This is a genomic window from Pseudomonas sp. YQ_5 (genome assembly GCF_043103305.1).
Lineage (GTDB): Bacteria > Pseudomonadota > Gammaproteobacteria > Pseudomonadales > Pseudomonadaceae > Aquipseudomonas > Aquipseudomonas putida_Y.
In genome coordinates this window covers 177973-198758 of the sequence record NZ_JBICJS010000042.1, presented here as the reverse complement: position 1 = coordinate 198758, position 20786 = coordinate 177973, and the positions used below count along the sequence as shown (strand labels likewise).

Here is a 20786-nt window from a genome sequence, read left to right as displayed (position 1 = left end):
TCAGGCCTCCTGCTTCTTCAGCATTGCCAGGCTCAGGCCAGTGAATGCGGCAAAGAAACTGAGCAGGATCAGGCACTGCGGCCACAACTCACGCAGGCCTAACGCTTTGGTGAAGGTGCCGACTGCAATGTCGAGGAAGTAGCCTGCCGGGAACAACTGGCCCATCACCGCTGCCGCGCCGTCTAGCGACGAACGTGGCACGATCAGCCCGGAAAACTGGATGGTCGGCAGGCTGGTAATGATCATGGTGCCGAGAATGGCGGCGATCTGGGTGCGGGTGAATGCCGAGATCAGCAGGCCCAGGCTGGTGGTTGCCAGCAGGTAGGCTACGCCGCCACACGCCAGGGCCAGTACGCTGCCCTTGAGCGGTACGGCGAACAGCCAGCGGTTCATCGCCACCAACAGCGCCAGGTTGACCAGGCTCACAGCCAGGTAGGGCATCTGCTTGCCAAGCAGGAACTCCAGGCGGGTGAGGGGTGTGGCGTAGAAGTTGGTGATGGAGCCGAGCTCCTTCTCGCGCACGATGCCCAGCGCAGTGAGCATGGCCGGAATGAAGGCCAATATCAGCGCCATTACGCCAGGGCCGATGGCGTTCACGCTGACCACATCCTGGTTGTAGCGGAAACGCGTTTCCAGGCGCACCGGGTCCTGGCGTGGCTGCGGTTGTGGGCTGGCCTGTGCCAGTTGCTCCAGGTTGGCCTGGTGCACGGCTTCCACGTAGTTGCGGCTGGTTTCTGCGCGGAACGGCATGCCACCGTCGAGCCAGGCGGCCACCACCGGCTGGCGCCCTGCATACAGGTCGCGGCCAAAGCCGGGCGGAATCTCCAGTGCCAGTTTGATTTCCGAGCGTTGCAGGCGTTGGTGCAGCTCTCTGCTGTCGCGGATTGGCGCTTGTTCAGCGAAGTAGCGTGAGCCACGGAAGGCTTCGAGGTAGGCGCGACTTTGCGGGCTCTGGTCCTGATCGTGCACGGCGAAGGCGAGGTTTTCCACATCCAGTGAAATGCCGTAGCCGAAGATCACCATCATGAACAGTGCACCCAGTAAGGCAAAGGCCAGGCGCACCTTGTCGCGCAGCAGCTCCTTGCCCTCACGGCCGGCCACTGCCAGCAGGCGGCGCAGGCTGAAACCCTGGCGTAGCGGCAGGCTGGGGGGGGACGCCTGTTCCAGCACGCTGCTGTCGGTGGCGGCTGGCGCCAGCTCCTGGGCCTGCTCCAGGCAGCGAACGAACGCGTCCTCCAGCGTGGCGCCCTGGTACTGATGCTGCAGGGCATCGGGTGTGTCGCAGGCCAGCACCCGCCCAGCGTGCATCAGCGAAATACGATCGCAGCGCTGGGCTTCGTTCATGAAGTGGGTGGAGAGGAAAATGGTCACGCCCTGCTCGCGCGACAGTTCTACCAGCAGGCGCCAGAAGTCGTCGCGGGCGGCCGGGTCGACGCCAGAGGTCGGTTCGTCGAGGATCAAGACTTCCGGGCGATGCAGAACCGCCACTGCCAGCGACAGACGCTGGCGCAAACCAAGGGGCAGGGCGCCAGACGGTTGGTCTGCGATAGCGGCGAGGTCGAAGCGCTCGATCAGCTCATCGATGCGCTGGGCGCTCTCGGCTTTGGGCAAGTCGAACAGGCGGGCATGCAGGGCCAGGTTCTGCCGGGTGCTGAGCTCGCCATACAGAGAGAAACTCTGCGACATGAAGCCGACCCGCTTGCGTGTGGCCAGGTCGCTGGCGTCCACTGGGCGACCCAGCAGGCTAGCGCTGCCCTCGCTGGCCGGCATCAGGCCGGTGAGCACCTTCATGGTGGTGGTCTTGCCGCAACCGTTGGAGCCCAGGAAGCCAAAGATCTCCCCTCGGCCAATGGCGAAACTGACCTTGTTCACCGCTGTGAAGTCGCCAAAGCGTAGGGTCAGGTCGTGCGCCTCGATGGCGACCGGGCCGTCCGTGGCTTGGCGCGGCGGGATTGCCAGTGGTTGATGCTGCGCCTTGCCCGCGCCCTGGTAGTGGGTAAAGGCGTCATCCAGCTTGCCGCTGGGGGTTACTGCAGCCAGTTCGTGGCTAGGGCCGGCGGCCAGCAAGTGGCCGCCATCGAGCATCAGGCAATGCTCGAACTGTTCGGCTTCTTCCATGTAGGCGGTAGCCACCAGCAGGGTCAGTTGCGGGCGTTGTGCGCGAACCTGCTCAACCAGCTCCCAGAAGCGCCGCCGCGACAGTGGGTCGACGCCGGTGGTCGGCTCGTCCAGGATCAGCAGGTCTGGCTCGTGGATCAGCGCGCAGCAAAGGCCCAGCTTCTGCTTCATGCCACCCGACAGCTTGCCGGCCGGGCGCTGGGCAAAGCGCTGCAGGTCGGTGGCCTGCAACAGATTGGCCATGCGCTGCTCACACTCGCGGCGGCCCAGCCCGAACAGGGTGGCGAAAAAGCGGATGTTCTCGCTGATCGACAGTTCCGGGTACAGGTTGTTGCCCAGCCCCTGCGGCATGAACGCTACTTTGGGGTATAGCGCGGTGCGATGGCGGCGTTGGCGGATCGAGCCGCCCAGCACCTGCAGCTCTCCCTGCTGCAGGCGTTTTACGCCGGCGATCAACCCCAGCAGGGTCGATTTACCGGCCCCATCGGGGCCGATCAGCGCGCAGCGGGTGCCCACAGGCAGGCTGAAACCTAGCGGGTGCAGGGCTATGAGGTCGCCGTAACGGTGGCTGATGCCTTCGGCCAGCAGTGCCGGGGCGTTCATTGCAGGTTGGCCGGCCAGTCCACCTCAGCCGTGCGTACATAGCCGGCGCCTGGCATGCCTGGTTTGGCTTGCGGCACGGCGCCCGGGTCGCTCAGGCGCAGTTTGACCCGGAACACCAGCTTTTGCCGTTCGTCGCGGGTTTCCACCTGTTTGGGGGTGAACTGGGCCTTGGCGGCAACAAAGGCCACCTTGGCCGGCAGCGCGCGCTCGGGCAGGGCGTCGAGCACGATGCGCGCCTGATCGCCTACGGTCAGCCGGCCGCTGGTGGACGCCGGCAGGTACAGGTTCATGTACTGGTCGCTGGGGTCGATCAGCATCAGGACGCGGCCGCCGGCACCCAGCACTTCACCGGGTTCGGCCAGGCGCAGCTGGATGATGCCGTTGATGGGCGCACGCAGGCTGCTGTCGTCGATTTCGCTGGTAAGCTGTGCCACTTGAGCTTCGGCGGCGCCGATTGCAGCCTTGATCGCTGCCAGTTGGGCGCGGGCAGCGACTACTGCTGCGTTGGCCGTGTCAAAGCGCGCCTGCTGTTGGTCGAGCAACTGCTGGCTGGCGTACTTGCGCTGGAAAATTTCGCGCACGCGCTTGAGCTCCTGGCTGGCCAGCAGCAGTTCGCTCTGGCGCAGTTGCACGCTGGCCTGGGCGGCGGCGTAGTTTTCCCGGGCGCGCAGCACTTCGGCTTCGGCCTGGCTGCGCTGGGCTTCCATCGTGCGGGTGTCGATGCGTGCCAGTAGCTGACCACGGGTAACGTTGTCGCCTTCATCGACCAGTACTTCGGCCAGGCGACCTGGGATCTTGCTGGCGATCTGCACTTCGGTGGCTTCAAGGCGGCCGTTGCCCATGCTCAGGCCTTCGGGCAACTGGTCGTGGAGCGACTTCCAGTACCCCAGCCCGCCGGCTGCAACGAGCAGTGCGATCAGTGCAGTGGCGAAGATTCTAGGGGCGTATCGGTTCATCGATCTGCATCCTTGCGGTCATGCACAGTCCATCATGCCTGACGGCCATGTATGGCGTGTTGATATTGGTCAAGCCCTTGACCTTAGCTGCGCATTCAGCGCAACGCGACAATCACCGCCCATTGCTCGGGCGTTACCGGCATGACCGACAGGCGGCTGCCTTTTTGCACCAGCGGCAACTCGACCAGCCCGGCCTGCTGTTTCAGCCACCCCAGCTCCAGCACTCTTGGGAAGGTTTGTACGTGGGCCACATCCACTGCGCTCCACGGGTTCTTGTCGGTCGTGGCCTTGGCATCGTGATAATGGCTTTCCGGGTCCAGCGCGGTAGGGTCCGGGTAGGCCGCGTGGGTGATTCTGGCAATGCCGGCGATGCCGGGTTGCGGGCAGCTGGAGTGGTAGAAGAAAAATTCGTCACCCACGCTCATGGCCCGCAGAAAATTACGCGCCTGATAGTTGCGCACGCCGTCCCAGCGCGCTTCACCCAAGCGTGCGAGGGCTTCGATGGAGAGCTCGTCGGGCTCGGATTTCATCAGCCAGTAGGCCATGAATGCTGCTCCTGAAAAGGTTTGAAATAACCTGTTGCACGAAACCGACAGCCGGTTGGCGTCAAGGTTTGCGTGCGGACGCATGTTGTCGGAAAATGCGCACCGTTTAAAGCGCGTGCACCGGCGGTACCCAGAATATCGCCGAGTACAGAACAGTTTGCCTGGGGGGCAATCTTCGATGAATCAACGTAAAAAGCCGGATCTACTGTGGATCCTGGTGTTCATTTTTGGCCTGGGTGTGGTCACTACCGGTTATGCGCAGGGGTTCTGGGAGCGCAAGCTGGACAGCGCCTATCAGATGCCGGTTGACGCCAGCCAGCCACAACGTTGATATCCCCCGCTGGCGCCGCTCAACGTGGCGCCAGGTACCAGCCACGGTCCGAGACCGTGCCTTGCAGTGGTACGTCCCAACTGGCCTGCGCCAGCCGCTCGACCTTCTGGCATTCATGCGCAAGCCCCAGCAGCAACGGTTTTTTCCAGGTTTGCCGACGCGCCTGGTAGGCCAGGCTGCGATCATAGAAGCCACCGCCCATACCCAGGCGGCCGCCCACTTCGTCAAACCCGACCAGCGGTAGCAGAATCAGATCCAGCGCCCAGATTGGCCGTTGGCGTTTGCGATCGATAATCGGCTCTGGAATACGGAAGCGATTGGGCTTGAGCTTCTCACCCTGCTCAAAACGCTGGAACACCATGCGCGTGCGCGGCCAGGCGTGCAGCACCGGCAGATAGGTGCGCTTGCCGCGACGCTGTGCTTCGCGTAGCAGTAGGCGAGGGTCGATTTCACCGTCGTTGGGCAGGTACAGGGCGATGTGGCGGGCGCGGCGGAACAAGGGGTGTTGCGCCAACTGGCGGTACAGGCCGAGCGTAGCCTGGCGTTGCTGGGCAGGGGTCAGGGCGCGGCGGGCATTGCGAAGCAGGCGACGTAGCTGGGGGCGGGTGAGCGGCACGGTTTCGGTCATGGCACAGGTGGTCCCAGATGTGCTGCCTTATACGAAAAGTGCCTGCGCGGTGACTATTCGTACAAAGCTTGAATAAAGTCGGCCAAAACGAATTGCCCGCCGGGGAGGGCGGGCAAGAGAATTCAGGCTCCCCGATAAGACCGCTATCGGTGTAGCCCTTGAACCCGAAAGTTCAAGGTGGAGATTGCAGGGGGCGTTAAGGCTTTCCGTCGGGCGGACATGCACACCGGCCCCAGCGTGCAACCCCCGTGGTTGTGCGTATCGGCTCAGGGACATAACCGACTGGCGCATCCCCCAGGGAGTGGCGCCAGTATACCAATCTCAGCCGATTTTGGTATCCGTGTCGTCGGACAAAGCCTTATCTACCCGATCCAGCAGGTCGCGCACCTGTTCGCGGTTTGTGCCGCTGACCGGCGCATCATTGCGGTCTTCCTGGCGGTGCAGCATTTCGTGGGTAATGTTCAACGCTGCCATGACCGCGATGCGGTCGGCACCGATCACCTTGCCGCTGCTGCGGATTTCGCGCATTTTGCCGTCCAGGTAGCGCGCAGCGCTGACCAGGTTGTTGCGCTCTTCCGGCGGGCAGATGATCGAGTATTCCTTGTCGAGGATCTGCACAGTGACGCTATTGCTTGAACTCATGAGTCTTGCTCCAGAGCCTTGAGGCGTAAAATCATCGACTCGACTTTGCGCTTGGCGATCTCGTTCTTTTCGATGAGGTGGGCGCGCTCTTCGCGCCAGGATTTTTCCTGAGCTACTAGGAGTGCATTTTGCCGTTTTAGTTGCTCGATGCGTTCGATCAGCAACTCGAATCGGCTCATCAGTGCCTGCAGGTCGTTCTCTTGCGTGGGTTGCACTCGATTCGCTCCGTCGTTGAGTCCCCTGGCGATGATGCCTCTCCCTGGGCGGCAACGGCCAGTGCCGATAGTCTTGGCGCGCCTGCCGATGCTAGGATACAAGGTCTTCATTCTAGACATTGCGCCGTCTGGCGCCTAGCTGCCCATGCCCAATACTCAATCGCCCTACAACGCCTTCGCCATGCTGCTCTCGAGCAATGGTCATCCCGTCACCCCGGCCGAACTGCACGGCCTGCTGATTGGCCGCAGCTGCGCCGGGGCCGGCTTCGATGCCGATGCCTGGTTGGCCGATGCCGCCCAACTGCTGGAAACCGAGCCTGGTGACAGGGTCCGCAACGCCTTGGTCGGCTTGCAGGAAATGGTCAAGGGCGAGCTGACCAGCGACGACATGGCGATCGTCCTGCTGCTGCCTACCGATGATGCTGCACTGAGCGACCGCGCCACCGCGCTGGGCCAGTGGTGCCAAGGCTTCGTGACCGGTTTCGGCCTGAACGCTGGCGGTAAGGACTTGTCCGACGAGGCCAAGGAAGTGCTGCAGGACCTGGTAGCCATTTCGCAGGTCCAGGAAGCGCTCGAAGAGTCCGAAGACGGCGAGAGCGACTACATGGAAGTCATGGAATACCTGCGCGTGGCGCCCCTGCTGCTGTTCTCCGAACTGGCCAAGCCGGCCGCACCCGCGCCCAAGCCCTCGCTGCACTGATCAACCAGGGGTAGTCTGCCCATGAGCCACATTCCCAAGGCCGAGTATGCCCGTCGGCGCAAGGCGCTGATGGCGCAGATGGTCCCCAACAGCATCGCCATTCTGCCCGCCGCCGCGGTTGCCATCCGCAACCGCGACGTCGAGCACGTGTACCGCCAGGACAGCGACTTCCAGTACCTCAGCGGCTTCCCGGAGCCCGAGGCGGTGATTGCTTTGATTCCAGGGCGCGAGCATGGCGAGTACGTGCTGTTCTGCCGTGAACGCAACCCCGAGCGCGAGCTGTGGGACGGCCTGCGGGCGGGCCAGGAAGGGGCAGTGCGCGAGTTCGGCGCTGACGATGCCTTCCCCATCACGGATATCGACGAGATCCTGCCTGGCCTGATCGAAGGCCGCGAGCGGGTCTACAGCGCCATGGGCAGCAACCCGGAGTTCGACCGCCGGCTGATGGACTGGATCAACGTGATCCGCTCCAAGGCACGCCTGGGCGCCCAGCCTCCGAACGAGTTCGTTGCGCTGGATCATCTGTTGCACGATATGCGCCTGTATAAATCGGCGGCGGAAGTGAAGGTGATGCGTGCTGCCGCAGATATTTCTGCGCGAGCCCACGTGCGGGCCATGCAGGCCTGCCGGGCCGGGCTGCACGAGTACAGCCTGGAAGCCGAGCTGGATTACGAATTCCGCAAGGGCGGGGCAAAGATGCCGGCCTACGGCTCGATTGTTGCGGCCGGGCGCAATGGCTGCATCCTGCACTATCAACAGAACGATGCGCCGCTCAAGGATGGCGACCTGGTGCTGATCGACGCCGGCTGCGAAATCGACTGCTATGCCAGCGACATCACCCGCACCTTCCCGGTCAGTGGGCGGTTTTCGCCCGAGCAGAAGGCCATCTACGAGCTGGTGCTCAAGGCACAGGCGGCGGCGTTTGCCGAAATAGCCCCCGGCAAGCACTGGAACCACGCCCATGAGGCGACCGTGCGGGTCATCACTGCAGGCCTGGTGGAGCTGGGCTTGCTCGAAGGTGATGTGCAGGCGCTGATCGACAGCGAAGCCTATCGCGCCTTCTACATGCACCGCGCCGGGCACTGGCTGGGCATGGATGTGCACGACGTGGGCGAGTACAAGGTGGGCGGCGAGTGGCGGGTACTGGAACCCGGCATGGCGCTGACCGTGGAACCGGGGATCTACATTGGCGCCGACAATCAGGCCGTGGCCAAAAAGTGGCGCGGTATTGGGGTAAGGATCGAGGACGACGTGGTAGTGACCAGGCAAGGTTGTGAAATCCTGACTTCGGGCGTGCCGCGTACGGTCGCCGAGATCGAGGCGCTGATGCAGGCTGCCCGCAAGGCCGTGGCATGAGCCGGGTGAACCTGGCGATCATTGGCGGCGGCCTGGTTGGCGCAAGCCTGGCTTTGGCCCTGCAGGCCGGCGCCAAGGCGCGCGGCTGGAAGATCCTGCTGATCGAGCCGTTCGCCCCCGGCGACAGCTACCAGCCCAGTTACGATGCACGCTCGTCGGCGTTGTCATTCGGTACCCAGCAGATTTATCAACAACTGGGCCTGTGGCAGGCCATCGGCCGCCGCGCCGAGCCTATCCGGCAGATTCACGTTTCCGACCGTGGTCGCTTTGGCGCCACCCGCCTGGATGCCATGGAAGAGGGCGTACCGGCGCTGGGTTACGTGGTGGAAAACGCCTGGCTCGGGCAGTGCCTGTGGCAAGGGCTGGACAGCGAGGTGGTCAGCTGGCGCTGCCCGGCGGAAGTCACCTCGATGCAGGCCACCGAACGCGGTTACCGCCTGCGGCTGAACGACGATACCCAACTGGAATGTGACCTGGCGGTACTGGCCGATGGAGGCCGCTCCGGCTTGCGCGAGCAGTTGGGTATCCATGTGCGCCACACGCCGTACCAGCAGAGCGCGTTGATCGCCAACATTACCCCGGGTGAGGCCCATGGCGGCCAGGCTTTCGAGCGCTTCACCGAAGAGGGCCCCATGGCCTTGCTGCCGTTGCCGGAAAACCGCTGCGCACTGGTATGGACCCGTCAGGGCATGGATGCGCGGCGCCTGGCCGACATCGACGAGCGCAGCTTCCTGCGCGAACTGCAGGGCGTGTTCGGCTACCGCCTGGGCGCGCTGCGCCAGGTGGGCGCACGGCACCTCTACCCGCTGTCCTTGATCGAGGCCCAGGAGCAGGTGCGGCCGCACCTGGTGGTGCTGGGCAACGCAGCACACAGCCTGCACCCCATCGCGGGTCAGGGTTTCAATCTGTCGCTGCGTGACGTGCAATCCCTGGCCGAAGCGCTGCTGGCAGGTCCACAGCAGCCTGGCGACCTGACCACGCTGCAGGCCTATCACCAGCGCCAGCGCCTGGACCAGGCGATGACCATCGGCTTCTCCGACCAGGTCACCCGCCTGTTCGGCAGCAATCAGCCGTTGCTGACTGCCGGGCGCAACCTGGGCCTGCTCGGGCTCGACCTGTTGCCACCGGCAAAAAGCTGGTTCGCCCGCCAGGCCATGGGCCTGGGCACCCGTCCTGATCCGCGGGGCCAGGCATGAGCAACCCGCGTAAACTGGCGCGCCGGGCGCGCATGCTGCGCTGGCTGCTGAACCTCTACCCACCGTACCTGGGTGCCGGTATCCGTGTGCAGCACATCAGCCCGGACCTGCGTAGCGTCAAGGTGGCGATGAAGCTGACCCGCTGGAACCGCAATTACGTCGGCACCCAGTTCGGTGGCAGCCTGTATGCCATGGTCGACCCGTTCTACATGCTGCTGCTGATCGAGCAGTTGGGGCGTGACTACATCGTCTGGGACAAGGCCGCCAGCATCGACTTCATCTCGCCGGGCAAAGGCCCGGTCTATGCCGAGCTTCACGTCGGTGACGCACTGCTGGACGAAATCCGCCAGCAGGCAGCCACCGGCAAGAAATGCCTGCCGCGTTTGCAGGTCGATATCCGCGATGGCGCCGGCGAGTTGGTGGCGCGGGTCGATAAAACCCTATATGTGCGGCTCAAGCCGCAAGCGAGGCTGGCGTAAGGCATGGAAATGCGCGCAGATCTGTTGATTGTCGGTGCCGGTATGGTCGGCAGCGCCCTGGCCCTGGCGTTGCGCCACAGTGGCCTGCAAATCCTGTTGCTCGATGGTGGCCCGCTGACGGTCGTACCCTTCGATGCCCAGGCCCCGTTCGAGCCGCGTGTCAGCGCGCTGTCGGCGGCCAGCCAGCGCATCCTCGAGCGCCTTGGCGCTTGGGACGGCATTGCCCAGCGGCGCGCCACGCCGTACTCCGACATGCATGTGTGGGATGGCAGCGGCACCGGGCAGATTCACTTCTCGGCGGCCAGTGTGCATGCCCAGGTGCTCGGCCATATCGTCGAGAACCGCGTGGTGCAGGACGGCCTGCTGGAGCGCCTGCATGACAGCGACATCGGCCTGCTGGCCAATGCGCGGCTGGAGCAGTTACGCCGCTCTGGCGATGAGTGGCTACTGACCCTGGCGGATGGCCGGCAACTGCGTGCGCCATTGGTGATCGCTGCCGACGGTGCCAATTCGGCGGTGCGGCGTCTGGCCGGCTGCGAAACCCGCGAATGGGACTACCTGCACCATGCCATTGTCACCAGCGTGCGTTGCAGCGCCGGGCACCAGGCCACGGCCTGGCAGCGCTTCACTGACGAAGGTCCGCTGGCTTTCCTGCCATTGACCCGCGATGGCCAGCAGGACTGGTGCTCGATCGTCTGGTCGACCACCCCGGAGCATGCCGAGCAACTGATGGCGCTGGATGAAGCAGCCTTCCGGCAGGCTCTGGAACGTGCCTTCGAGGGCCGTCTGGGCCAAGTGTTGCAGGCCGACCCAAGGGTATGCGTGCCGCTGCGCCAACGCCACGCCAAGCGCTATGTGGGTGAAGGCCTGGCGTTGATCGGCGATGCCGCGCACACCATCCACCCGCTGGCCGGGCAGGGTGTGAACCTCGGCTTCCTCGACGCTGCGGTGCTGGCCGAGGTACTGGTCAATGCTTGCGAGCGTGGCGAGCGGTTGGCGGATGTGAAGGTGCTGAGCCGTTACGAGCGGCGGCGTATGCCGCACAACCTGGCGTTGATGGCGGCGATGGAGGGCTTCGAGAGGTTGTTCCAGGCCGATCCGCTGCCGTTGCGCTGGTTGCGCAACAGCGGGTTGAAGCTGGTGGAGCAGATGCCGGAGGCCAAGGCGCTGTTTGTGCGCCAGGCGTTGGGTTTGAGTGGTGACCTGCCGGATCTGGCCAAGGCTTGAGAGTGCCGGGGTTGCGTAGCAGCCTTTTGCAACATCCGGTAACGGATAGGTAGATGAGCCGGAAAATGGGATTCACTACCATTCGCACCTCTCATACGATCCGAGGAGTGCTTTTCATGTTGCCACGCAAGCCCCTACTGGCCGCCTTGGCCCTGACCCTGTTCGGCGGCACTGCCCAGGCAGCGGACGAAGTTGTGGTGTACTCCTCGCGCATCGACGAGCTGATCAAGCCGGTGTTCGATGCCTATACCGCCAAGACCGGCGTCAAGATCAAGTTCATTACCGACAAGGAAGCCCCGCTGATGCAGCGCATCAAGGCCGAGGGCGACAACGGCGTGGCCGACCTGCTGCTGACCGTCGATGCAGGCAACCTGTGGCAGGCCGAGCAGATGGGCATCCTGCAGCCGATCGAGTCCGACGTCATCGACCAGAACATCCCGTCGCAGTACCGCGCCTCGTCGCACGACTGGACCGGCCTGAGCCTGCGCGCCCGCACCATCATCTACTCCACAGAGCGGGTCAAACCCGAAGAATTGAGCACCTACGAAGCCCTGGCTGACAAACAGTGGGAAGGCCGTCTGTGCCTGCGCACGGCAAAGAAGGTGTACAACCAGTCGCTGACCGCCACCCTGATTGAAACCCACGGTGAGGCCAAGACCGAGCAAATCGTCAAAGGTTGGGTCAACAACCTGTCCACCGATGTGTTCTCCGACGACAATGCGGTGATCCAGGCCATCGAGGCCGGGCAGTGTGATGTGGGCGTGGTCAACACCTACTACTACGGCCGTCTGTACAAGCAGAACCCGAACCTGCCGGTGAAGATCTTCTGGCCCAACCAGGGTGACCGTGGCGTTCACGTGAACCTCTCGGGTATCGGCCTGACCAAGCACGCGCCACACCCGGAAGCCGCGAAGAAACTGGTTGAATGGATGACCGGCGAAGAAGCGCAGAAGCTGTTTGCCGACATCAACCAGGAATTCCCGGCCAACCCGAAGGTGAAACCATCGGAGGAAGTGGCGGCGTGGGGCAGCTTCAAGGCCGACAGCATTCCGGTGGAAATTGCCGGCAAGCGCCAGGCTGAAGCCATTCGCCTGATGGATCGGGCTGGCTACAACTAAGCGCCAGGCTTTATCCTCTTTGGGCCCCTTAGGGCCCTTTCGCGGGTAAACCCGCTCCTACAGGATCTGCACTGCCTTGCGCAGTCCCTGTAGGAGCGGGTTTACCCGCGAACGACCGCGCAGCGGTCGCAATCGCACTCGAGATTTCAGCCTTGCCCCACACCCCTCAACGCCGCTGGTACCTCCCGGTCTCCCTGATTGCCGCCTTGGTGCTGCTGCCCCTGAGCGTGCTGCTGCTGTCCTGGCAATCCATCGACCTGCAGATCTGGTCCCACCTGCTCGACACCCAGATGGGTCGCCTGCTCGGCAATACCCTGACCCTGGTGGTGGGTGTGGGCATTGGTGTCACCGTACTGGGCGTCAGCCTGGCCTGGCTCACCAGCCTCTGCGACTTCCCTGGTCGACGCTGGCTGGACTGGGCGCTGATGTTACCGTTCGCCATCCCGGCCTACGTGCTGGCGTTTGTCTTCGTCGGCCTGCTGGACTTTGCCGGCCCGGTGCAAAGCGCCCTGCGCGAGGTGTTCGGGCCAATGCGCCTGCCCCGGGTGCGTTCCACCGGAGGGGTAATCACTGTTCTGGTACTGGTGTTCTATCCCTATGTCTACTTGTTGGCTCGCACGGCCTTCCTGGCTCAGGGCAAGGGGCTGATGGAGGCGGCTCGGGTACTTGGGTTGTCACCCCTGCAGGCGTTCTGGCGGGTGGCCCTGCCCATGGCGCGGCCGGCGATCGGTGCCGGTATCGCCCTGGCGCTGATGGAAACCCTGGCCGACTTCGGTGCAGTGGCCGTATTCAACTTTGACACCTTCACCACGGCCATCTACAAGACCTGGTACGGCTTCTTCAGCTTGTCCAGTGCGGCCCAGTTGGCCAGCTTGCTGTTGCTGGCGGTGATGCTGGTGCTGTACGGCGAGCGCCGCGCCCGGGGTGCCAGCCGCAGCGGCAACGAGCGACCACGCGTGCAGGCGCTTTATCAACTGCGTGGTCTCAAGGCGCTGCTGGCCAGTGGCTGGTGCCTGCTGGTGTTCGCCTGCGCTTTCGTCATCCCGCTGCTGCAGTTGCTGGCGTGGTTCTGGCAACGCGGCCGGCATGACCTGGATGAGCGTTATGTCGGCCTGGTGCTGCACACCCTGTACCTGGGCAGCATGGCGGCGCTGGTCACGGTATGCGTGGCGTTGCTGCTGGCCTTTGCCCGGCGCCAGGCACCGACGGGCGGTATCCGCGCCGGGGTTGGCCTGGCCAATCTGGGGTATGCCCTGCCCGGTTCGGTGTTGGCGGTGTCGATCATGCTGGCTTTTAGTTACCTCGACAACCACTTGGTCATTCCGCTGTCCAGCTGGCTGGGCGGCGCCGGCAAGCCGCTGCTGCTAGGCAGCCTCTCGGCGTTGCTGCTGGCCTACCTGGTGCGCTTCATCGCGGTGGCCTACGGGCCGCTGGAGAGCAGCCTGGAGCGTATCCGCCCGTCACTCCCCGAAGCCTCGCGCAGCCTGGGTGTAGGCGGCGCTAGATTGTTTTTCAAGGTGTATCTGCCGCTGCTGGTACCCGGTGCCCTTAGTGCCGCGCTGCTGGTGTTCGTCGATGTGCTCAAGGAAATGCCCGCCACCTTGCTGATGCGGCCGTTCGGCTGGGACACCCTCGCCGTGCGGGTGTTCGAGATGACCAGCGAGGGCGAGTGGGCCCGAGCCTCGCTGCCGGCACTGACCTTGGTATTGGTGGGGCTGCTGCCGGTCATCGGCCTGATTCGCCGTTCGGCACGTCGACCCGGTCACAGTCACTGAGGATGTCAGCTTGCGACCTTGCGGCTACAATGCGCGGCATTCGCGCGGCGGGTGTGAGTAACAAGAAAAGCTGACGACCCAACGTCATCGACCGCCGCCGCTTCGCCACGCCCGGAAGGAGAAACCCATGGGACAGCGCACGCTTTTGTATGACCTGCACCTGGCGCTAGGCGCCAAGACGGTCGATTTCGGTGGCTGGGACATGCCCCTGCACTATGGCTCGCAGGTCGAGGAGCACCACCAGGTGCGCAGCGATTGCGGCGTCTTTGATGTCTCCCATATGACCGTGATCGATGTCGACGGCACTGATGCCACCGTTTGGCTGCAGCGCTTGCTGGCCAACGATGTGGCCCGCCTCGACGATACCGGCAAGGCGTTGTATAGCCCACTGCTGCACGAACAGGGCGGGGTGATCGATGATCTGATCGTCTACCGCACGGAAACTGGCTATCGCCTGGTCACCAATGCCGCCACCCGTGCCAAGGTGCTCGATTGGCTGCAATTGCAGCGTGCCGGTTTTTCCGTGGGCTTCCAGGTCCGGCCTGATCTGGCCATCCTTGCCATCCAGGGGCCGCATGCCCGCGAAAAGGTCGCGGCCCTGCTCAGCGCCGGGCGCGCAGCTCTCATTCGCGAACTGCGCCCGTTTGAAGGCGTTGCCGACGGCGACTGGTTCATTGCCCGCACCGGCTATACCGGTGAGGACGGCCTGGAGATCATCTTCCCGGGCGAGCAGGCGGTGGCCTTCTTCAACGACCTGGTCGGCGCCGGTATCGCCCCAAGCGGCCTGGGCGCCCGCGATACCCTGCGCCTGGAAGCTGGCATGAACCTGTACGGCCAGGACATCGACGAAAACCACACCCCGCTCACCTCCAACCTGGGCTGGAGTATCGCCTGGGAACCGGCCGAGCGCGACTTCATCGGCCGTGCCGGCCTGCTTGCGGAAATCGAGCACGGCGTGCAAGAAAAACTGGTGGGTCTGGTGCTGGAAGAGCGCGGTGTACTGCGCGCCCATCAGGTAGTACGTGTAGCCGGTATTGGCGAAGGGGAGATCACCAGTGGTAGTTTCTCGCCTACGCTGAGCAAGTCCATTGCGTTGGCGCGCGTGCCAATGGCTACCGGTGATCGGGCCGAGGTGGAAATTCGCGGCAAGTGGTACCCGGTGCGGGTGGTCAAACCGACCTTCGTGCGCCACGGCAAGATCCTGATCTGAACAATTTATAACCGGCGGGCCTACCGCTGAGCCAATCGAGGAATTCAAGACATGAGCAATATCCCCGCCGACCTGCGTTTTGCCGAAAGCCATGAATGGGCTCGCCTGGAAGCCGACGGTAGCGTGACCGTGGGTATCAGCGATCACGCCCAGCAAGCCTTGGGTGATGTGGTGTTCGTCGAGCTGGCTGAAGTCGGCAAAGTGTTTGGTGCTGGCGACGCTGCGGGTGTGGTGGAGTCGGTCAAGGCCGCTTCGGACATCTACGCCCCGGTCGGTGGCGAAGTGATTGCGGTCAACGAAGAGCTGGCCGATAGCCCGGAACTGCTCAACGAAGAGCCTTACGGTTCGTGGATCTTCAAATTGAAGCCAAGCAACCCGGCCGACCTGGACAAGTTGCTGGATGCGGCTGGCTACCAGGCGCTGATTGGCGAGTAAGACCGCGTCGCTTGCTTCGCGGCTAAAGCCGCTCCTACACAGGTACAGCGCTGCATTCGAGACGGGTACAGCCCCTGTGGGAGCGGCTTTAGCCGCGAAGAGGCCGGGCCTGCAAACAAGTTTCCCCGCACAATCGGCAATCCCTTCCTAGACTTGTAAGTCTCCATGAGGCCTGGTCTAGGAAGAGAGCGTCGTCATGTCCCAGTCGCCATCCCTGCATCAACTGCAAGAGCTCAACCCATTTTTGCGCCGCCACCTGGGCCCCGATGCCACAGAGCAGCAGGCCATGCTCAACGCGCTGGGTATCAACAGCCGCAACGAACTGATCGAGCAAACCGTTCCGCCAGACATCCGCCTCAATCGCCCCCTCGACCTGCCTGCGGCGCTGGACGAGCAAGCCGCCCTGGCCAAGCTCGCCGGCTACGCCGAACAGAATCAGGTCTGGACCAGCCTCATCGGCATGGGCTACCACGGCACCATCACCCCCACAGTCATCCTGCGCAACGTGCTGGAGAACCCTGGCTGGTACACCGCCTACACGCCCTACCAACCCGAAATTGCCCAAGGCCGGCTGGAGGCGCTGCTGAACTTCCAGCAAATGGTCATCGACCTCACTGGCCTGGCTCTGGCCAATGCCTCGCTGCTCGATGAAGCCACCGCTGCCGCCGAAGCCATGGCCCTGGCCAAGCGGGTGGCACGCAACAAGAGCAACGCCTTCTTCGCCGACGAGCACTGCCATCCGCAGACCCTTTCGGTACTCAAGACCCGCGCCGAGGGTTTCGGCTTCGAGCTGATCGTCGACTCTGTGGATAACCTTGCCAAACACTCGGTGTTCGGTGCTTTGCTGCAGTACCCCGACACCCACGGTGAAGTGCGCGACTTGCGCCCGCTGATCGACCAGGTGCACAGCCAGCAGGCCTTGGCCTGCGTGGCCGCGGACTTGCTCAGCCTGGTAGTGTTGGCGCCGCCCGGAGAACTGGGCGCCGATGTAGTGCTGGGCTCGACCCAGCGCTTTGGTGTGCCGATGGGTTACGGCGGGCCTCACGCGGCCTACTTCGCCTGTCGCGATGACTACAAGCGGGCTATGCCGGGACGCATCATCGGCGTGTCACGCGATGCCCGTGGCAACACCGCACTACGTATGGCCCTGCAGACCCGCGAGCAGCATATTCGCCGCGAAAAGGCCAACTCCAACATCTGCACGGCCCAGGTGCTGCTGGCCAACATTGCTGGCTTCTACGCGGTTTACCATGGCCCGGAAGGCCTGCAGCGTATCGCTCAGCGTGTGCACCGGCTGACCTTCATCCTGGCTGCCGGCCTCGAGGCCAAAGGCATCAAACGCCTCAATCAACACTTCTTCGACACCCTTACCCTGGATGTTGGCGGTGCCCAGGCGGCCATCATTGAAAGCGCCGAGGCCGCGCACATCAATTTGCGTATTCTCGGTCGCGGGCACCTGGGGGTGAGCCTGGATGAAACCTGCAACGAACAGACGGTGCTGCGCCTGCTCGACATCTTCCTGGGGGTGGATCATGGCCTGGAAATCACCGCCCTCGACCAGCTGGCCCTGCCTGAAGGTATCCCTGCCAGCCTGGTGCGACGCACGCCATTCCTCGCCCACCCCGTGTTCAACCTGCATCACAGCGAAACAGAGATGCTGCGCTATCTCAAGCAGCTAGAGAACAAGGACCTGGCGCTTAACCAGTCGATGATCCCGTTGGGCTCGTGCACCATGAAACTCAACGCCACCAGTGAGATGATCCCCATCACCTGGCCCGGTTTTGCCCAGCTGCACCCGTTCGCCCCGGCGGCCCAGGCAGCAGGCTACAAGGCGATGATCGACGAACTGGAAAGCTGGCTGTGCGCGATCACCGGCTTCGATGCGATCTGCATGCAGCCTAACTCCGGTGCTCAGGGTGAATACGCCGGCCTGATGGCCATCACGCGCTATCACCGCAGCCGCCATCAGCCGATGCGCACGTTGTGCCTGATCCCGTCGTCGGCCCACGGCACCAACCCGGCGTCGGCACAGATGGCCGGCATGGAAGTGGTGATCGTCGATTGCGACAACGATGGCAACGTCGACCTGGCTGACCTCAAGGCCAAGGCACACGCGGCCGGTGAGCGTCTGTCGTGCCTGATGATCACCTACCCCTCGACCCACGGTGTGTACGAAGAGGGGATACGCGAAATCTGCGAGGTGGTGCACCATCACGGCGGCCAGGTTTACATGGACGGTGCCAACCTCAATGCCCAGGTGGGCCTGGCGCGCCCCGCAGACATTGGGGCCGATGTTTCACACATGAACCTGCACAAGACGTTCTGCATTCCCCACGGTGGCGGCGGTCCAGGCATGGGGCCGATCGGTATCCGCGCGCACCTCAAGCCGTTCGTCGCCAGCCACCCGGTAGTGCCGGTGCCTGGGTTGGACCCGAACAATAGCGCGGTCAGCGCCGCCCCTTGGGGCAGTGCAAGCATCTTGCCGATAAGCTGGATGTACATCGCCATGATGGGCCCGCAGCTGGCCGATGCCAGCGAGGTGGCTATCCTCTCGGCCAACTATCTCGCCAGCCAGTTGGGCGCGGCGTTCCCGGTGCTCTACCGCGGACGCAACCAGCGTGTGGCGCATGAGTGCATCCTCGACCTACGGCCGTTGAAGGCACTGACAGGCATCAGCGAAGAGGACGTGGCCAAGCGCCTGATGGACTATGGCTTCCACGCACCGACCATGTCCTTCCCGGTGCCGGGCACGCTGATGGTGGAGCCGACCGAGAGTGAATCGAAGGCCGAGCTGGACCGGTTTGTCGAAGCGATGCTGGCGATTCGCGCGGAAATTGACGAAGTACAGCAGGGCAACTGGCCAGCGGAGAACAACCCGCTGAAGCATGCACCGCATACCTTGGCTGATGTGCTGGGGGTATGGGACAGGCCGTATAGCCTGGAGCAGGCGGTGGCCCCCAGTGCTCACGTGCGCCAGCACAAGTACTGGCCGGCGGTGAACCGGGTAGACAACGTGTATGGAGACAGGAACCTGTTCTGTGCGTGTGTGCCGGTGGAGGCTTATCGCTGAGGTTGGTGTTGGATGCTTCGCGGGTTTACCCGCGAAGCAGGCGACGCGGTTACTCGGCTACCGCATTCTTGGCCAGGATGGCATTGGCCAGTTCCATGTCGGAAGCCTGCATCCCTGGGTTCTCTGCCCGTGCCTCGCGCATGGCCGCTTCCAGGAACGGCCCGCGGATCGCGCCTTCGCTGGCGACGAAGCTGCTGGCGTCATCCTGCGCGGCCACTACCAGCTTGTGATCCCGCGAGGTCAGGTAGCTCGACGCCGTGGTAGCACCGGACGTCATCACGTTGCGCCAGAAGGTATCGGCCATGGCCGAGCCAAGAGGCAGCGAAAGCAAGGTAGCCGCGGCAATGGCGGTTTTGAGACGCATGTTGAAACACCTCGAAGGGTGATGATTGAAGATGCGCGCTTGGATCTTTTCGGGCAAGGCAAGTTCCTTGAATACAAAGGACTTTTCGTCAGTTGCAGACGCGCAGCACTTCCTCGGCACGGGTCTGCCCAGCGGCCACTTTGGCCTCGCCGCAACGGCGCAGGTCAACCAGGCCATCGGCCAGCGCCTGGCGCCGCAAACGGGTCAGGTCGGCATGCGGGCCGATCAATGCGCGCAAGGCGTCGCTGGGCTCGAGCAGTTCGAATAATCCCGTGCGCCCCTGAAAGCCAGTACCGCGGCAAGCTCGGCAGGCGGGTGATGAACCTGCCTGGCAGTCGGTGCAGACGGTTCGCACAAGGCGCTGGGCCATCACCCCGATAAGCGTCGCCTTGATCAGGTAGTCGGCCACACCCAGCTCTTGCAAGCGGGTGATGGCTGCGCAGGCATCGTTGGTATGCAGGGTCGACAGCACCAGGTGCCCGGTCAGCGCTGCCTGCACCGCTACCAGGGCGGTTTCGCGGTCGCGGATTTCGCCGATCATGATGATGTCGGGGTCTTGGCGCAGCATGGCCCTGACCGCGTTGGCAAACCCCAGGTCCAGCGCGGGCTGCACCTGCAACTGGTTGAAGGCTGGCTCCAGGCGCTCGATCGGGTCTTCGATGGTGCACAGGTTGACCTGTGGTGTGGCCAGCAGTTTGAGGCTGGTGTACAGCGTGCTGGTCTTGCCGGAGCCGGTGGGGCCGGTGACCAGGATGATGCCTTGGCGTTGACGTAGCAGGCTCTGCCATTGGGCCAGCTGCTGGCCGTGCAAGCCAAGGCGTTCGAAGCCTTCTTGCAATTGTTGCGGGTCGAACAGGCGCAGCACCAGTTTCTCGCCAAACGGGGTGGGCAGGGTCGAAAGCCGCAGCTCCACCTCGCCACCACCGGGCAGGCGGCTTTGCAGCCGGCCGTCCTGCGGCCGGCGCTTCTCTGCAACGTCCATGCGGCCCAGGTGTTTAAGGCGGCTGACGAGGGCCAGGGTGACCCCGGCGGGGAAGGCATAGACGGTGTGCAGCAGGCCGTCGATGCGGTAGCGCAATTGGCCCTGTTCGCGGCGTGGCTCCAGGTGGATATCGCTGGCGCGTTGCTCAATGGCGTACTGCAACAGCCAGTCGACGATATGCACGATATGTGCGTCGTCTGCGCTGGCCTCGGCCTGGCGTTTGCCCAGCTCCAGCAATTGCTCAAGTTCCCCCAGGCTGGCCGACTGCTGGTATTGCGCGCCTTTTACCGACTGGGCCAGGCGGTGGAACGACTGCGCCGACTGACGGATCTGCTGCGGGCTGGCCAGTACGCGACGGATCGACCGGCCGAGGCTGCGGGCCAGGTCGGCTTGCCAGTCATCCTGGAAAGGCTGGGCGCTGGCGACGGTGACGCTGGAGGCATCGGCCGCGACGATGAGGATGCCGTGGCGCTGGGCGAAGGCAGGGGAGATCAGGCCGGTGACCTGGGGCAGGTCGAGTTGCATGGGGTCGATGCGCAGGTAGGGTTGTCCGACCTTGTCGGCCAGCCACTGGCAAAGGTGCTCCAGGTCCAGGGGCTGGCCGGGGCGCTGGCGGCTTTCCAGGCTGCAGGCGGCGATGTGTTCCAGCGGGTGGCTAGCGGGGTGGGTGGCGGCGTGTTCGAGTACTTGCAGGGTATCGCTGGCGTGCAGGTGCTGGTCAGCGAGCAGGGCCTGAAGCACGCGCTTGAGGTCGAGTGCCGGGTTGTCGGGGGTGTGCATGGTTGGCGTCCGTGCCTGATCGGGTAGTGCTGATCAAGGCTAGCCCGGCGGCGGGA

Annotated in this window: 19 protein-coding genes and 1 other RNA gene; 11 read left to right on the top strand and 9 right to left on the bottom strand. The window is 63.8% G+C overall.

Annotated elements, in window-relative coordinates; genetic code table 11:
- The 3 genes from rbbA to ACF8EA_RS07805 all read right to left on the bottom strand — a co-directional run bounded on the left by rbbA (nucleotide 1) and on the right by ACF8EA_RS07805 (nucleotide 4222).
- Nucleotides 1-2721 (bottom strand): ribosome-associated ATPase/putative transporter RbbA, encoded by a 2721-nt coding sequence (gene rbbA / locus ACF8EA_RS07815; RefSeq protein ID WP_392521445.1) that lies wholly within the window; start codon nucleotides 2719-2721, stop codon nucleotides 1-3.
- Nucleotides 2718-3677, bottom strand: a complete 960-nt coding sequence (locus ACF8EA_RS07810; RefSeq protein WP_021783530.1) for an HlyD family secretion protein — start codon at nucleotides 3675-3677, stop codon at nucleotides 2718-2720. The genes rbbA and ACF8EA_RS07810 overlap by 4 nt, the downstream gene beginning before the upstream one ends.
- Nucleotides 3678-3772: 95 nt before the next feature.
- Nucleotides 3773-4222, bottom strand: a complete 450-nt coding sequence (locus ACF8EA_RS07805) for an EVE domain-containing protein (RefSeq protein ID WP_392521443.1) — start codon at nucleotides 4220-4222, stop codon at nucleotides 3773-3775.
- A 178-nt stretch (nucleotides 4223-4400) separates the two neighbouring features.
- On the opposite strand from ACF8EA_RS07805, the gene ACF8EA_RS07800 reads away from it, so the two are divergent.
- The gene (locus ACF8EA_RS07800) at nucleotides 4401-4553 is read left to right on the top strand and encodes a hypothetical protein (protein WP_021783531.1); all 153 of its coding nucleotides are present in this window, start codon (nucleotides 4401-4403) and stop codon (nucleotides 4551-4553) included.
- Between the two features lie 19 nt (nucleotides 4554-4572).
- On the opposite strand, the gene ACF8EA_RS07795 is transcribed toward ACF8EA_RS07800, so the two are convergent.
- The 4 genes from ACF8EA_RS07795 to ACF8EA_RS07780 form a co-directional block, all read right to left on the bottom strand.
- A complete protein-coding gene (locus ACF8EA_RS07795; RefSeq protein ID WP_021783532.1) occupies nucleotides 4573-5181 on the bottom strand; it encodes a 5-formyltetrahydrofolate cyclo-ligase in 609 nt (202 codons plus the stop codon).
- Nucleotides 5182-5305: 124 nt separating this feature from the next.
- A non-coding RNA gene (gene ssrS, locus ACF8EA_RS07790) (6S RNA) lies at nucleotides 5306-5485 on the bottom strand.
- Nucleotides 5486-5502: 17 nt separating this feature from the next.
- Nucleotides 5503-5823 (bottom strand): cell division protein ZapA, encoded by a 321-nt coding sequence (locus ACF8EA_RS07785; protein WP_003253687.1) that lies wholly within the window; start codon nucleotides 5821-5823, stop codon nucleotides 5503-5505.
- Entirely contained in the window at nucleotides 5820-6002 is a 183-nt protein-coding gene (locus ACF8EA_RS07780) for a TIGR02449 family protein (protein WP_031322377.1), read from the bottom strand. The genes ACF8EA_RS07785 and ACF8EA_RS07780 overlap by 4 nt, the downstream gene beginning before the upstream one ends.
- 181 nt (nucleotides 6003-6183) lie before the next feature.
- Between ACF8EA_RS07780 and ACF8EA_RS07775 the strand changes: the two genes are divergently transcribed.
- The 10 genes from ACF8EA_RS07775 (at nucleotide 6184) to gcvP (ending at nucleotide 18604) form a co-directional block, all read left to right on the top strand.
- Complete coding sequence (locus ACF8EA_RS07775) at nucleotides 6184-6738, top strand: YecA family protein (RefSeq protein ID WP_021783534.1); 555 nt, start codon at nucleotides 6184-6186, stop codon at nucleotides 6736-6738.
- 21 nt (nucleotides 6739-6759) lie between these two features.
- Entirely contained in the window at nucleotides 6760-8094 is a 1335-nt protein-coding gene (gene pepP, locus ACF8EA_RS07770; protein WP_392521442.1) for a Xaa-Pro aminopeptidase, read from the top strand.
- Nucleotides 8091-9290, top strand: coding sequence for a 2-octaprenyl-6-methoxyphenyl hydroxylase (gene ubiH / locus ACF8EA_RS07765; RefSeq protein ID WP_135192597.1), 1200 nt, complete (start codon nucleotides 8091-8093; stop codon nucleotides 9288-9290). The genes pepP and ubiH overlap by 4 nt, the downstream gene beginning before the upstream one ends.
- Complete coding sequence (locus ACF8EA_RS07760; RefSeq protein ID WP_021783537.1) at nucleotides 9287-9769, top strand: DUF4442 domain-containing protein; 483 nt, start codon at nucleotides 9287-9289, stop codon at nucleotides 9767-9769. The genes ubiH and ACF8EA_RS07760 overlap by 4 nt, the downstream gene beginning before the upstream one ends.
- 9 nt (nucleotides 9770-9778) lie before the next feature.
- Nucleotides 9779-10996 carry a 2-octaprenyl-3-methyl-6-methoxy-1,4-benzoquinol hydroxylase gene (locus ACF8EA_RS07755; RefSeq protein WP_392521440.1) on the top strand — a complete coding sequence of 406 codons (1218 nt, stop codon included), beginning with the start codon at nucleotides 9779-9781 and terminating at the stop codon, nucleotides 10994-10996.
- Nucleotides 10997-11112: 116 nt separating this feature from the next.
- Nucleotides 11113-12114: an extracellular solute-binding protein gene (locus ACF8EA_RS07750; RefSeq protein ID WP_392521439.1), complete on the top strand. Its 1002-nt coding sequence runs from the start codon at nucleotides 11113-11115 to the stop codon at nucleotides 12112-12114.
- Between the two features lie 152 nt (nucleotides 12115-12266).
- Nucleotides 12267-13889: an iron ABC transporter permease gene (locus tag ACF8EA_RS07745; protein ID WP_252460451.1), complete on the top strand. Its 1623-nt coding sequence runs from the start codon at nucleotides 12267-12269 to the stop codon at nucleotides 13887-13889.
- 127 nt (nucleotides 13890-14016) lie between these two features.
- Complete coding sequence (gene gcvT / locus ACF8EA_RS07740) at nucleotides 14017-15099, top strand: glycine cleavage system aminomethyltransferase GcvT (protein WP_084850169.1); 1083 nt, start codon at nucleotides 14017-14019, stop codon at nucleotides 15097-15099.
- A 51-nt stretch (nucleotides 15100-15150) separates the two neighbouring features.
- Nucleotides 15151-15534 carry a glycine cleavage system protein GcvH gene (gene gcvH / locus ACF8EA_RS07735; RefSeq protein WP_392521436.1) on the top strand — a complete coding sequence of 128 codons (384 nt, stop codon included), beginning with the start codon at nucleotides 15151-15153 and terminating at the stop codon, nucleotides 15532-15534.
- 196 nt (nucleotides 15535-15730) lie between these two features.
- A complete protein-coding gene (gene gcvP, locus ACF8EA_RS07730) occupies nucleotides 15731-18604 on the top strand; it encodes an aminomethyl-transferring glycine dehydrogenase (protein WP_101196390.1) in 2874 nt (957 codons plus the stop codon).
- A 49-nt stretch (nucleotides 18605-18653) separates the two neighbouring features.
- On the opposite strand, the gene ACF8EA_RS07725 is transcribed toward gcvP, so the two are convergent.
- Entirely contained in the window at nucleotides 18654-18968 is a 315-nt protein-coding gene (locus ACF8EA_RS07725; protein ID WP_003253711.1) for a DUF2388 domain-containing protein, read from the bottom strand.
- Nucleotides 18969-19056: 88 nt separating this feature from the next.
- A complete protein-coding gene (locus ACF8EA_RS07720) occupies nucleotides 19057-20730 on the bottom strand; it encodes a GspE/PulE family protein (RefSeq protein ID WP_021783544.1) in 1674 nt (557 codons plus the stop codon).
- Nucleotides 20731-20786 lie beyond the last annotated feature (56 nt).